13 protein-coding genes are annotated in these 13,582 nt (G+C 68.7%); 3 read left to right on the forward strand and 10 right to left on the reverse strand.

Going from position 1 to position 13,582, the window contains the following annotated elements:
* Nucleotides 1-51 precede the first annotated feature (51 nt).
* Both ACXYX3_RS15145 and ACXYX3_RS15150 read left to right on the forward strand, forming a co-directional pair.
* Nucleotides 52-486 (forward strand): cupin domain-containing protein, encoded by a 435-nt coding sequence (locus tag ACXYX3_RS15145; protein WP_458608093.1) that lies wholly within the window; start codon nt 52-54, stop codon nt 484-486.
* Nucleotides 483-1,154, forward strand: a complete 672-nt coding sequence (locus tag ACXYX3_RS15150) for a nitroreductase (protein ID WP_458608094.1) — start codon at nt 483-485, stop codon at nt 1,152-1,154. The genes ACXYX3_RS15145 and ACXYX3_RS15150 overlap by 4 nt, the downstream gene beginning before the upstream one ends.
* On the opposite strand, the gene ACXYX3_RS15155 is transcribed toward ACXYX3_RS15150, so the two are convergent.
* Together ACXYX3_RS15155 and metH are read right to left on the reverse strand one after the other, a co-directional pair.
* The gene (locus ACXYX3_RS15155) at nt 1,142-1,717 is read right to left on the reverse strand and encodes a pyridoxamine 5'-phosphate oxidase family protein (RefSeq protein ID WP_458608095.1); all 576 of its coding nucleotides are present in this window, start codon (nt 1,715-1,717) and stop codon (nt 1,142-1,144) included. The genes ACXYX3_RS15150 and ACXYX3_RS15155 overlap by 13 nt on opposite strands.
* A 4-nt stretch (nt 1,718-1,721) precedes the next feature.
* Nucleotides 1,722-5,483: a methionine synthase gene (metH, locus tag ACXYX3_RS15160; protein ID WP_458608096.1), complete on the reverse strand. Its 3,762-nt coding sequence runs from the start codon at nt 5,481-5,483 to the stop codon at nt 1,722-1,724.
* 249 nt (nt 5,484-5,732) lie between these two features.
* On the opposite strand from metH, the gene ACXYX3_RS15165 reads away from it, so the two are divergent.
* Complete coding sequence (locus ACXYX3_RS15165; protein WP_241206065.1) at nt 5,733-6,611, forward strand: PAC2 family protein; 879 nt, start codon at nt 5,733-5,735, stop codon at nt 6,609-6,611.
* A 3-nt stretch (nt 6,612-6,614) separates the two neighbouring features.
* On the opposite strand, the gene ACXYX3_RS15170 is transcribed toward ACXYX3_RS15165, so the two are convergent.
* From ACXYX3_RS15170 to ACXYX3_RS15205, 8 genes are all read right to left on the reverse strand, one after another.
* Nucleotides 6,615-7,607 carry a patatin-like phospholipase family protein gene (locus ACXYX3_RS15170; protein ID WP_458608097.1) on the reverse strand — a complete coding sequence of 331 codons (993 nt, stop codon included), beginning with the start codon at nt 7,605-7,607 and terminating at the stop codon, nt 6,615-6,617.
* Complete coding sequence (locus ACXYX3_RS15175) at nt 7,604-8,485, reverse strand: SDR family oxidoreductase (RefSeq protein ID WP_458608098.1); 882 nt, start codon at nt 8,483-8,485, stop codon at nt 7,604-7,606. The genes ACXYX3_RS15170 and ACXYX3_RS15175 overlap by 4 nt, the downstream gene beginning before the upstream one ends.
* Before the next feature lie 23 nt (nt 8,486-8,508).
* On the reverse strand, nt 8,509-9,747 hold the full coding sequence (gene mshC, locus ACXYX3_RS15180) for a cysteine--1-D-myo-inosityl 2-amino-2-deoxy-alpha-D-glucopyranoside ligase (protein WP_458608099.1): 1,239 nt from the start codon (nt 9,745-9,747) through the stop codon (nt 8,509-8,511).
* Between the two features lie 63 nt (nt 9,748-9,810).
* On the reverse strand, nt 9,811-10,611 hold the full coding sequence (locus ACXYX3_RS15185; RefSeq protein WP_458608100.1) for a 3'(2'),5'-bisphosphate nucleotidase CysQ: 801 nt from the start codon (nt 10,609-10,611) through the stop codon (nt 9,811-9,813).
* Nucleotides 10,596-11,417, reverse strand: a complete 822-nt coding sequence (locus ACXYX3_RS15190) for an SCO1664 family protein (RefSeq protein WP_458608101.1) — start codon at nt 11,415-11,417, stop codon at nt 10,596-10,598. The genes ACXYX3_RS15185 and ACXYX3_RS15190 overlap by 16 nt, the downstream gene beginning before the upstream one ends.
* Nucleotides 11,401-11,988 carry a DUF3090 domain-containing protein gene (locus ACXYX3_RS15195; protein ID WP_241206059.1) on the reverse strand — a complete coding sequence of 196 codons (588 nt, stop codon included), beginning with the start codon at nt 11,986-11,988 and terminating at the stop codon, nt 11,401-11,403. Before ACXYX3_RS15195 ends, ACXYX3_RS15190 begins: the two co-directional genes overlap by 17 nt.
* A gap of 27 nt (nt 11,989-12,015) precedes the next feature.
* The gene (locus ACXYX3_RS15200) at nt 12,016-12,729 is read right to left on the reverse strand and encodes a histidine phosphatase family protein (protein ID WP_458608102.1); all 714 of its coding nucleotides are present in this window, start codon (nt 12,727-12,729) and stop codon (nt 12,016-12,018) included.
* Nucleotides 12,726-13,556 (reverse strand): undecaprenyl-diphosphate phosphatase, encoded by an 831-nt coding sequence (locus tag ACXYX3_RS15205; RefSeq protein WP_241206175.1) that lies wholly within the window; start codon nt 13,554-13,556, stop codon nt 12,726-12,728. Before ACXYX3_RS15205 ends, ACXYX3_RS15200 begins: the two co-directional genes overlap by 4 nt.
* Nucleotides 13,557-13,582 lie beyond the last annotated feature (26 nt).

A 13,582-nucleotide genomic window follows, 5' to 3' on the forward strand; every position in this document is an offset into this window, starting at 1 on the left:
CCGCCACCACGGATTCGAATCAGAAACCGACGACAACGACAAGAGGCCAGCATGTCCGACCAGGCATCCGATGAGATCCAGAGACTCATGACCGCGATGACGGTCGTGCAGTCCGTCACGCCGCCGCACGTCCCGCAGGACGCCGAGGCGATGACCGCGATCATCGAGTGGGGTCCCGGCGACAGGGGCGCACCGCCGCACCGCCACCCCGGCGGCCCCTGCTTCGGGTACGTCCTCGAGGGTGAGATGTGGTTCGAACTCGAGGGCGAGGCACCGCGCGTCATCACGGCCGGAGAGGCGTTCTGGGAGCCCGGGGGTGACGTCATCCACTACTCGGACGGCAACCACCGCGACGACGTGCCGCTGCGCTTCCTGGTCACGATGCTGTGCCGGCCCGGCGTCGACATGTTCGTGCTGGTCGACGATGCCGAACTCGAGGCCCGCAGGGACCGCCGCGTGCCTGCGGCCGGACAGGAGGCACCATGACCGACTCCCACCTCGACTCCCCGCTCGACCAGATCATCCGTCGCCGGCATTCGACACGAATGTTCCTGCGCGACAAGCCTGTTCCACAGGAGTTGCTGAACGAGGCATTGACCCTGGCGATGCGCGCGCCGTCGAACTCCAACGTGCAGCCATGGCGGCTGTTCCTGGCCACCGGCTCCCGGCGCGACCGCCTCGCCGCCGCGCTCGCGGCCGCGGTGCGGCAGAGCCGGCCGCCCACGATGGGCATACCCGACTCCCACAACCATCTGCGCCGCCAGCTCGGCGCCCTCGTCTACGGCGCGATGGGCGTCGCGCGAGAGGATGCGGAGGGGCGCTGGAACGCGCAGTTGCGCAACTGGGACTTCTTCCGGGCACCCGTCGCCGGAATCGTCTGCATGCACCGAGACCTCGGGATGCCCGACGCCCTCGGCGTCGGCATGTTCCTGCAGACCCTGCTGCTGGCGCTCACCGACCGCGGACTGGACTCCTGCGTGCAGGTCTCCACCGCGCTCTACCCCGACGTGGCCCGCGAGGTCCTCGACATCCCCGAGGAGCTGGCCGTCCTGTGCGGCATCTGCATCGGCTACGGCGACCCGACGTTCGCGGCCAACTTCCTCGACATCCCCCGCAACGCGGTGACCGACAACGTCGTCCTCTACGAGGATTGACGCGGCAGCGGGTGGTCGGGGTCCAGCGCCGGGAGCCCGTCGATGCTGCTCCCGTTGTCGCCGGCGATGCGCCGCGCGAACTTCTGCTCGCTCACCGTCGCGTGGTAGTCGTCGAGAACCGGCCGCTCCCCCACGAGATCGTAGTACGACACCGCGAACCCGCACGCGTCCGCGATGCGCTCGACGTCGATGACGACAGAGGCCCGAACTCCCGGATGCTGCACATCGAAACACGCAGCGACGCGGTCGAACTCGGCATCGTCCGGGCGCACGACCCGGCCCGTTCCGTAGAGCCGCAGGATGCGGGACTGCCGGGTGAACGAACAGAACATCACGGTGATGCGACCGTTGTCCCGCAGGTGGGCGATCGTCTCCGCGCCGCTGCCGAACAGGTCGAGGTACGCCACGGTGTGGTCGTCGAGCACCGTGAACGTGTCGCGATACCCCTTGGGCGACAGGTTGATCCGGCCACCGTCGGACGGCGCCGTGGCCACGAAGAACATCGCCTGGGCGGCGATGAACTCGCGCAGCGACTCGTCGAGTCGGTCGAACACCTTCGCCACCTGATCAGTCCTCCGGGTTGTACCCCAGATTCGGGGCGAGCCAGCGTTCGGCCTCGGGGAGCGTCCAGCCCTTGCGCCGGGCGTAGTCGGCGACCTGATCCTGGGCCAGCCGCCCGATCACGAAGTACTGCGACTGCGGATGCGAGAAGTACCAGCCGCTGACGGCGGCGCCGGGCCACATCGCCATCGACTCGGTCAGCTCGATGCCGGTCCGCTTGGTGACGTCCAGCAGATCGAACAGCGTCACCTTCTCGGTGTGCTCCGGGCACGCCGGATATCCTGGCGCAGGCCGGATTCCGACGTACTTCTCGCCGATCAGCTCCTGGTTGTCCAGATGCTCGTCGGGTTGATAGCCCCAGAACTCCTTGCGGACCCGCTCATGCATCCGTTCGGCGAACGCTTCGGCCAGCCTGTCGGCGAGCGACTCCAGCAGGATCGCGCTGTAGTCGTCGTTGGCTTTCTTGAACTCGGCGATCTTGTCGCCGCTACCGAGCCCGGCGGTGACGGCGAACGCGCCGATGTGGTCGGCCAATCCCGTGTCCTTCGGCGCGATGAAGTCACCGAGCGATCGGTTCGGCACGCCATCGCGGTGCTCGCCCTGCTGGCGCAGGTTGCGCAGCGTGGTCAGCACCTCGTCACGGCTCTCGTCGGTGTAGACCTCGACGTCGTCTCCCACGGCGTTGGCCGGGAAGAAGCCGATGACGCCGTTGGCCGTCAGCCACTTCTCCTTGATCGCGGTGTCGAGCATCTCCTGGGCGTCGTCGTAGAGCTTGCGGGCCGCCTCACCGGAGGCCGGATTGTTCAGGATGTCGGGGAATCGGCCCTTCATCTCCCAGGCGTTGAAGAACGGCTGCCAGTCGATGTACTCGCGCAGCTCGGCCAGGTCGTAATTGCTGAAGTCCCTGATTCCCGCACCGATTGCCGGTACCGGCGGCGTGTACCCGTCCCAGTCGATCGGCGTGCGGTTGGCCCGCGCCTTCTCCAGCGTCAGCATCGGCCGCTCGTTCTTCTGCGCGTGCCGCTCCCGCAGTGAGGCGTAGTCCTTCTCGGTCGCTTCCAGCAACGCCGGGCGCTGCTTGTCGTCGAGCAGCGCAGCGGCCACCGGCACCGAGCGGGACGCGTCCTTGACCCAGACGACCGGCCCGCTTCGCCGCGGCGAGATCTTCACGGCGGTGTGGGCGCGCGAGGTGGTCGCACCGCCGATCAGCAGCGGAATCTCGAGCCCCTCACGCTCCATCTCGACGGCGAAGTTCGACATCTCGTCCAGCGACGGGGTGATGAGCCCGGACAGCCCGATGATGTCGGCATCGTGCTCCTTGGCCGCGTCGAGGATCTTCTGCGCGGGCACCATCACGCCGAGGTCGATGACCTCGTAGTTGTTGCACTGCAGGACGACTCCGACGATGTTCTTGCCGATGTCGTGGACGTCACCCTTGACCGTCGCCATGATGATCGTGCCGTTGGTGTCCTTGCTCTTGGTCGCCGAGGCTTCTTTCTCCGCCTCGATGAACGGCAGCAGGTAGGCGACGGCCTTCTTCATCACGCGCGCCGACTTCACCACCTGGGGCAGGAACATCTTGCCCGAGCCGAACAGGTCGCCGACGACGTTCATGCCGTCCATCAGCGGACCCTCGATGACCTCGATCGGCCGGCCGCCCGCCGCATCGATCTCGGCCCGCAGTTCCTCGGTGTCGTCGTCGACGTGGGCGTCGATGCCTTTGACCAGCGCGTGCGTGATGCGCTCGCGCACGGGCAGCGAGCGCCACTCGGCAGCGCTCGCCTCTTCGGTCTTGTCGTTCTTGTTGAACCGCTCGGCGATCTCCAGCAGCCGTTCCGCGGCGTCCTCGCGCCGATTCAGCACGACGTCTTCGATGCGGTCGCGCAACTCGGGATCGATCGAGTCATACGGCACCAGCGCCCCGGCGTTGACGATGCCCATGTCCAGGCCGGCCTTGATGGCGTGGAACAGGAACACCGCGTGGATGGCCTCGCGGACCGGGTTGTTGCCGCGGAACGAGAACGACACGTTCGAGATGCCGCCGGAGATGTGCACACCCGGCAGGTTCTCCTTGATCCAGGCGCACGCCTCGATGAAGTCGATGCCGTAGGTGGCGTGCTCCTCGATGCCGGTGGCCAGCGCGAAGCAGTTCGGGTCGAAGATGATGTCCTCGGCGGGGAAGCCGACCTCCTCGGTCAGGATTCGGTAGGCCCGGCCGCAGATCTCCTTGCGGCGCTCCAGGTTGTCGGCCTGGCCCTGCTCGTCGAACGCCATCACGACCACGGCGGCGCCGTACTTGCGGCACAGCTGCGCTTCACGGACGAACTTCTCCTCGCCCTCCTTGAGCGAGATCGAGTTCACGATCGGCTTGCCCTGCACGTTCTTCAGGCCCGCCTCGATGACCTCCCACTTGGAGGAGTCGATCATCACCGGCACGCGGCTGATGTCGGGTTCGGCCGCGATCAACTTGGTGAAGCGATCCATCGCGGCGACGCCGTCGATCATGCCCTCGTCCATGTTGATGTCGATGACCTGCGCCCCGACCTCGACCTGCTGCAGCGCCACCGACAGCGCGCTGTCGTAGTCCTCGGCCTTGATCAGGTTGCGGAACCGGGCCGACCCGGTGATGTTGGTGCGCTCACCGATGTTGACGAACAGCGAGTCTTCGGTGATGTTCAGCGGCTCCAGGCCCGACAGGCGGGTCGCGACGGGGATCTCCGGTAGCGCCCGAGGCGGCTTGCCGTCGACCACCTTGGCGATCTCGGCGATGTGCGGAGGTGCCGTGCCGCAGCAGCCGCCGACCAGGTTGACCAGGCCGGCCTCGGCGAACTCGGCGATGTAGGAGGCCTGCCGCTCGGGCGATTCGTCGTATTCGCCGAACGCGTTGGGCAGACCGGCATTCGGATAGCAGGAGACGAAGGTGTCGGCGATGCGGGCCACCTCGGTGATGTAGGGCCGCATCTCGGGTGCACCCAACGCGCAGTTCAGACCCACCGCGAGCGGCCTGGCGTGCCGGATCGCGTTCCAGAACGCCTCGGTGACCTGACCCGAGAGAGTGCGGCCGGACGCGTCGGTGATGGTGCCGGAGATGATCAACGGCCAGCGGCGGCCCCGCTCCTCGAACAGCGTCTCCACGGCGAACACCGCGGCCTTGGCGTTCAGCGAGTCGAAGATCGTCTCGATGATGAGCAGGTCCGAACCACCGTCGACCAGCCCGTTCGCCGCCTCGAGGTACGCGGCGACCAGCTGGTCGTAGGAGACGTTGCGGGCGCCGGGGTCGTTCACGTCCGGCGAGATCGACGCGGTCCGCGTCGTCGGTCCGATCGCGCCGGCGACGTAGCGGGGCTTGTCGGGCGTGCTGTATTCGTCGGCGGCCTTGCGGGCCAGCGCGGCGCCGGCGTAGTTCAGTTCATAGGCGAAATCGGCCATGTCGTAGTCGGCGAGCGAGACCGCGTTCGCGTTGAACGTGTTGGTCTCCAGGATGTCGGCGCCCGCGTCGAGATACTCGCGGTGGATGCCCTCGATGATCTGCGGCTGCGTCAGACTGAGCAGGTCGTTGTTGCCCTGCAGCGCCGTCGGCCATTCGGTGAACCGATCGCCGCGGTAGCCCTCTTCGTCGGGCCGGTCACGCTGGATCGCCGTGCCCATCGCACCGTCGATCACCAGGATGCGTTCGCGCAGCGCGACCCGCAGTTCTTCGGTGCAATCCGGGCGGACGTTCGGCGTGAAGTCAGTTGCTGTAGCAGCAGTCACGTGCACTCCTTCCATGACGGAAGGCGTCCTTGACTCTGCCGAGCGTGGCGGATACCGGCGGAAACGACCGGTACCCGTTGCAACGCCTCTCGACGTGGATGAGTCTACGTCGAGAGCACAACCGACTTCAGGACGCCTGGCGGTGGTGGCTTGCAGGGATCAACCCGCGTGCTGTCGAGCCTATTTCGCAGAACGCCGCCGGTACTGCACCGGGGGGCGGGTCGATGCCCGTCATCTGGCCCCCGGAGGGCTTAGGCTGGATTGGTGACCCACCCGGATTTCGGCGGTCCCAAGCGACCTGACCTACCCGACCTGCGCGACACCATCGTCGTCGCGGCGTTCGAGGGCTGGAACGACGCGGGTGACGCGGCCAGCGATGCCGTCGAGCATCTCGACGCGATCTGGGAGGCCGACACGATCGTCGAGATCGACGACGAGTCCTACTACGACTACCAGGTCAACCGGCCGGTGATCCGGCAGATCGACGGCGTGACCCGCGAGTTGGTGTGGCCCTCGATGCGGATCTCGCACTGCCGACCGCCGGGTGCCGACCGCGACATCGTGCTGATGCACGGTGTGGAACCGAACATGCGGTGGCGCACGTTCTGCGCGGAACTGCTGGCGATCGCCGACAAACTCAATGTGCAGACCGTGGTCATCCTCGGCGCGCTGCTCGCCGACACCCCGCACACCCGCCCGGTGCCGGTGTCGGGTGCGGCCTACTCCTCGGATTCGGCGAAGACGTTCGGCCTCGAGGAGACCCGCTACGAGGGACCGACCGGGATCGCCGGCGTGTTCCAGGACGCCTGTGTCCAGGCCGGCATCCCGGCGGTGACGTTCTGGGCGGCCGTGCCGCATTACGTGTCGCAGCCGCCCAACCCGAAGGCGACCGTGGCGCTGCTGCGCCGCGTCGAGGACGTCCTCGACATCGAGGTGCCGTTGGCCGACCTTCCGGCCCAAGCCGAGGAGTGGGAGCAGGCGGTCAGCGAGATGACCGCCGAGGATGACGAGATCGCCGAGTACGTGCAGTCGCTCGAGGAGCGCGGCGATGCCGAGGTCGACATGAACGAGGCGCTGGGCAAGATCGACGGTGACGCGTTGGCCGCGGAGTTCGAGCGCTACCTGCGCAGGCGCGGCCGGTAGCGCCTACCGGAATCGCGCCAGGTACTCCGCCCAGTCCCAGGTGCTCAGGAACGTCCGGCCGGCCCGTGCGCCGTCGCCGTAGAGGGCCGACTTCGCAGACTCCGACAGGTCGAAATCCAGCACACCGACGTCTTGGGTGTCGATGCGGATGGTTCGGGCACTGACCCACGGCTGATCCAGGTAGGCCTGGTCGCGACCGACCAGGGTCGTGGTGATCACCTGTTCGAGCAGGGTCGGGCCGCCGAACAGATGCACCGGCCGCAACGCGGGGATGACCTGCTCGTTGTCCGCAGGGAGCGTGGGCAGCAGCGTCACCCCGAACGTCGGCCACCGCGGCGGTTGCCCGTCGGTGCGGTCGAGCGAATCGATCGGGAAGTTCGACAGCAGCCCACCGTCGACCAGCGTCGACCTGCGGCCGTCCGCGGCGGTCAGCGTCGCGGGGCGGAAGAAGAACGGAATGGCCGTCGAGGCACGCACCGCATCGGCCACCGGCTGCCGGTCGGGGTCCAGGCCGTAGACCCGTCGGTAGTCCCACGGCAGCCGCACCAGCTGGCCCCGCGTGACGTCGGCGACGGTGACCACCAACCGATAGCGCTGTTCGGGTGGCAGCTGCGGATCGTCGATCGCCAGGTCGGCGAACGTCTCGACGCCGAAGCGGGCCAGTTGCTCACCCACCCAGCGGTGCAGCGCGTCGCCGCGGTAGATCCCGTCGCCGCTGAGCACGCCGGCCACCGGACCCAGCACCGGGATGCGTTCGATCGGCCCCGGGTCCAGGAACCGCCGGTAGTCGATGCTGATCGCGAGGTCGGCGAGCAACGCCGAGGACAGCTCGCCGCGCTGCGCGGCCGCGGCCACCAGGGAACCGACCAGCGCACCGGCCGAGGTACCCGACACCCGCTGCGGTGTGTAACCCGCCTCGACCAGTGCCGCCACGGCCCCGGCCAACGCGATCCCCTTGACTCCGCCACCGGAGAGGACCAGATCGGCCTGCGTCACCGGGGCTTCTCCACGGCCTGGGTGCGGGCCCCCATCGATCGACCGAGAGCCGCGACCTGGGCGTCCATTCGGGGCAGCAGGTCGGGGACGAAACGGAGTACCGGCGCCTCCCCGACCGGGGTCGACAGCAGCGGCTTGAGCAGCCGCAACACCCCGACCCAGCGCGGGCAGTCGATGTGACGTCTGCGGCCCTCGATGCCGGCGGCGAACGCTTCGCCGCACGCTTCGACCGAGGTCGTCTTGTTCAACGGGTAGGGCAGCTTGCTCACCAACTCGCTGAAGGTGGACAAGTCGGCCTTGGTGTCCTGCACCATCGGGGTGTCGATCCACGACATGTGCGCCGATCCGACGGCGACCCCGCGATGGGCCACCTCGAGGCGCAGCGCGTTGGCGAAGTGCTCGACGGCCGCCTTGGAGGCGTTGTAGGCCGCCAGCCCCGGCGCCGCCGCATATGCAGCCAGGGAGGACACGATCAGCACGTAGCCGCGACGGTCCGCGACGGCGGGCATCGTCGCTCTCACGGTGTGGAACACCCCGGTGACGTTGACATCCATCAGCGTGCGGAAGGCGTCCGGGTCGACCTGCAGCACCGACCCGTACGACGCGATACCTGCGTTGGCGACGACGATGTCGATACCGCCGAAGCGCTCGACCGCACGCGCCGCAGCCGCCTCCATCGCCGGGAGATCGCGCACGTCAACGAGCTCGGTGCTCACGCGCCTGGCACCCAGTTCCTCGGCCATCTCCCCGAGCGGGGTCTCGTCGAGATCGGTGAGCACGAGGTTCGCGCCGCGGGCGTGCAGCCGGCGCGCAACCTCCGCACCGACGCCCCGCGCGCCTCCGGTGATGAATGCGGTCTTGCCTGCCACGGATGCCATAGCGGCAACCTACTGCACAGGGTTCAAAGTTCGATGCCCAGCAGCGCGTCGATCGCGGTGGCGACCGTGCTCCCTGCGGCGGCGTCGTGGCCACCGTAGGACAACGCGTCGGTGGCCCAACCATCCAGCGCCGCAAGGGCTTTGGGGGTGTCGAGATCGTCGGCGAGGTACTGCCGGACCCGGGCGACGACGTCCGCGGCGTCCGGCGCCCCGGCCAGCGCGGTGGCGCTGCGCCACCGATGCAGGCGCTGCTGCGCCTCCTGAAGAACCGCGGGACTCCAGTACCGGTCCTCCCGGTAGTGGCCCGCGAACAATCCGAGCCGGATCGCGGCGGGCTCGACGCCGTCGCGGCGTAGCTGGGACACCAGAACCAGGTTGCCGCGGCTCTTGCTCATCTTGTGTCCGTCCCAGCCGATCATGCCGGCGTGCACGTAGTGACGCGCGAATCTCCGCTCGTCCGTGACACATTCGGCGTGGGCGGCGGAGAACTCGTGATGAGGGAAGATCAGATCGCTTCCGCCGCCCTGGATGTCGAGTCCGGTGCCGATCCGGCTCAGTGCGATCGCTGCGCATTCGACGTGCCAGCCCGGCCGGCCCGGTCCGAACGGCGCCGGCCAGCTGGGCTCCCCGGGACGCTGCGCCCGCCACAGCAGGGCGTCGAGCGGATCGGCCTTGCCCGGCCGGTCGGGGTCGCCGCCCCGCTCGGCGAACAGCGTCAGCATGGTGTCGCGGTCATAGCCCGACTCATAGCCGAACTGCACGGTGGCGTCGGCACGGAAGTAGACGTCGGGGTACTGCGCGTCGTCCACCACGTAGGCCGCACCCGAGGCCAGCAGCTTCTCGGTGACCTCGACGACCTCGCTGACGGCTTCGGTGGCGGCCACGTACTCGCGCGGCGGCACCACGCGCATCGCGGCCATGTCCTCGCGGAACAGGTCGATCTCCCGGTCGGCGAGCTCGCGCCAGCCGATGCCGTCCCGCTGCGCGCGTTCGAACAGCGGATCGTCCACGTCGGTGATGTTCTGCACGTAGTGCACGTCGTGTCCGCTGTCCAGCCAGACGCGGTGCACCAGGTCGAACGTCAGGTAGGTGGCCGCGTGGCCCAGATGCGTGGCGTCATACGGGGTGATCCCGCAGACGTACATGCTCGCGGTGGCACCGGCGCTGACCGGCCGCACCTGACGGTCGGCGCTGTCGTAGAGCCGCAACTGCGGGCCCCGACCTGCGAGCACCGGAACACTCGGCGCCGACCACGATTTCATGGCATCGACTCTAGACATCAGGGTCTGCGACAACGCCGCGGGCCGATTCATTCCCCGCCACCGTCAACGTCGGGGCACCGACCGGATGACCTCGAGCAGCGGAGCGGCCACTTCGGGACGGCACATCAGCAGGTCGGGCAGATACGGGTCCCGCCGGTTGTAGATCAGCGGGGACCCGTCGATCCGGGTGGCGTGCAGGCCCGCGGCCCACAGCACGCCGGCGGGTGCCGCGGAGTCCCATTCCCACTGACCGCCCGCATGGATGTAGGCGTCGACGTCGCCGCGCACCACCGCCATCGCCTTTGCGCCTGCCGAACCGATGCGCACCAGCTGGATGTCGAGCTCGTCGCGCATGCGCCACAGCACCGCCGGAGGCCGGCTGGCACTGGCGGTGATGCGGATGGGGCCGTCGGCGCGGGGCGGCGGCGGCGTGACCGTGTCGGTGCGGTACACCTCGCCGCGTGCGGGCAGCGCGACCGCGGCATCGGTGATCGCTCCCCCGCTCTCGTGGGTGCGCTGCCACAGCGCGATGTGCACGGCCCAGTCCGCCCGGCCGGGCATCGAGTACTCGTGCGTGCCGTCGACGGGGTCGACGATCCACACCCGGTCGGCATGGACGCGGGAGACGTCGTCGACGGCCTCCTCGGAGAGCACGGCGTCGCCTGGGCGGGCGCGGTGCAGCCGATCCAGGATCAGCGTGTTGGCGCGCATGTCGCCGGCGTCGCCGAGCTCATAGGGGTCGTAGAACCCGTATTGCGTGCGCATCGACAGCAGCAGCTCGCCGGCCTCGGCGGCCACGGTCGCAGCCAGCGCTGCGTCGGTCGATTCCACGGGATCAGGAGAGCCCATCAGAACGCCGGCCATGGGATCGGCCGGCGCCGATCGGGTGTCGGCATCACCGGATCACGCAGCAGCGCAGCCACTCTGGCGCGCAGCGCGGCGACCTCCCGCGGGGTGATGTGGCAACACAGCTCAGCGCCGAGGTCGCCCCGCAAGGAGTCACCGAGCGCCTCGATGTCGGTCAGCGTCTGATCGTCGACGGGCTTGCCCGCCCACCCCCACAGCACCGTGCGCAACTTGTCCTCGGTGTGCAGCGTGACGCCGTGGTCGACGCCGTACACCCGACCGTCGACACCGCTCAGGACGTGCCCGCCCTTGCGGTCGGCGTTGTTGATCACAACGTCGAACACCGCGAGGCGGCGCAGCCGGTCGTCGTCGGCGTGCACCAGCGTCACCTCGTCGCCGGCATAGTCGTAGGCCTGCAGGATCGGCAGGAAGCCCGGCGGCACCTTGCCCGCAGGCACGAGGTCGATCAGATCGGGACCGGTCGGCTCGGCGGTCTCGTCGCCGTCGTCACCGATCCCGTCACCGGGTTGGTCCACCCAGCGCTGCACCATGCCGGGGCCGGCGGGTCCGTCGCGAACGATGGTGTGGGGCACCAGGTTCCACCCCAACGCCGCGGAGATCAGGTAGGACGCCGCCTCCCGGCCGGCCAGCGTGCCGTCGGGGAAGTCCCACAGTGGAGCCTCTCCGCGCACCGGCTTGTAGACACAGTGGACGACCTCGCCGGCCAGTGTCGCCTCGCACAGAAAGGTCGCGTTGCTCGCGGAGCGGATGCGTCCGAGGACACTCAGTTCGCCGCGTTCGAGGACCTCAGAGATCGTCGTCATCGTCGGACTCGGCCAGCGCGCCGCGCCGGTAGCCGTTGGTGCGGACGCAGATGTGGCCTTCGGGGTCCAAAGGTTCGTCGCACAGCGGGCACGGGGGTCGGCCGGCCGAGATGACCCGGTTCGACCGGGTGGCGAACTGACGCGCGGACTCGGGGGTCAGGAAAACCCGCACCGCGTCGGGTCCGTCCTCCGCATCGTCGAGGACCACCGACGCGTCGAACTCCGTGTCGGAGACCGCGAGCAGCTCCACGACGACCGTCTGCGCCTCCGAATCCCAGCCCAGTCCCATCGTCCCGACTCGGAACTCCGCGTCGACCGGCGTCACCAGCGGGCTCAGATCGTCGACCTCACCGGTGTCGGGTGGGACCGGAGTCCCGAAGCGGCGGTTGATCTCGAGCAGAAGCGCCGCGATCCGTTCGGCCAGCACGGCCACCTGCTGCTTTTCCAAGATCACCGAGATGACGCGGGTGTCGTGCACCGCCTGCAGGTAGAACGTCCGGTTTCCGGGCTCCCCGACGGTCCCGGCCACGAAGCGGTCGGGCGTGCGGAAGACATGGATTTCACGGGACATGACAGGGTCCAAAATACCGTGCGCGGCTCATCCGGCTGAACCGCCGACCACGGCGTCACCACTGGGGACCTCGCCGGTCTTCTCTGCACCGGCGTCCTCCGCCGCCGGCGGGGCCGTCAGCGCGGAGTTCAACGCAGCACCGGTGTGATTGACGTGGATCACGAACGGTCGCACCGCGGTGTAGCGGATCACGCTGACCGACGCCGGATCGGCGTTGATGCGCTGGAAGCTGTCCAGGTGCGTGCCGAGCGCATCGGCCAGCACGGATTTGATGACATCTCCATGGGTGCAGGCGAGCCACAGCACGTCGGCGCCGTGCTCGGCGGCCAGCCGGCGGTCGTGGTCGCGCACGGCGGCCACCGATCGCGCCTGCACCGCCGCGAGGCCCTCCCCGTCGGGAAACACCGCGGCACTGGGTTGTTGCTGCACGACGGCCCACAGCGGCTCCTTGACGAGCTCGCCGATCGAGCGTCCGGTCCAGGACCCGTAGTCGACCTCGACGATCCGCTCGTCGACGACCGGCGCGAGGCCCAGTGCGGCGGCCAGCGGCTCGACGGTGCGTTCGCACCGCAGCAGCGGCGAGCGCACGATCGCCCGGATCGGCAGCGAGCCGAGCCGCTCGACCAACGCCTCGGCCTGTTCGCGGCCGCGGTCGTCGAGGTCCACGCCCTCGGACCGGCCGGCGAGCGTGTGAGCGGTGTTCGACGTCGAGCGCCCGTGCCGCAGGAGGAGAACGGTCATGTCGCCGCGACCACCCCGGTGCCGAGCAGGATCAGCACCACCGTGCCCAGCACCACGCGGTAGCCGACGAACCAGTACATGCTGTGACGGACCAGGAATCGCAGGAACCAGGCCACCGCCGCGAAGCCGACGACGAACGCGATGACGACGGACACCAGCAGCTGCGACCCAGTGGCGCTCATGCCCTCGCTCACCGGCGCGAAGGCGTCGGGCAGCGAGAACAACCCGGAGGCGAACACCGCGGGGATCGCGAGCAGGAACCCGAAACGCGCAGCGAGTTCGCGGTCCATCCCGAGGAACAAGCCGGCGCTGATCGTGGCACCCGAGCGGGATACCCCCGGAACCAGCGCCAGACACTGCGCGAAGCCGACGATGACACTGTCGCGCCACGTGAGCTGCTCCACCCGGCGGGCCTGGCGGCCGTAGTACTCCGCCGCGGCGATCACGACGGAGAACACGATCAGCGCGGTCGCCACGAGCCACAGGTTGCGTGCGCCGGTGCGGATCTGATCCTTGAACAGCAGGCCGACGACGCCGATGGGAAGGGTGCCGATGATCACCCACCAGCCGAGCCAGTAGTCAGCCGTGCGGTGCGCCGCGACGAAGAGGCCGTTGAACCAGGCCTTGAGGATGCGTCCGATATCCCGGGCGAAGTAGAGCAGCACCGCCGCCTCGGTACCGAGCTGGCTCACCGCGGTGAACGACGCACCGGCATCGTCGTCGAAGAACACCCGGGACGCGATGGCCAGATGTCCCGACGACGACACCGGCAGGAATTCGGTCAGGCCCTGCAGGACCGAGAGGACAACGACCTGAAGCCACGACATGGCGGGGACGTCAGTCACGTCGACGA

Source organism: Mycobacterium sp. Panama NTM2 (assembly GCF_054355555.1).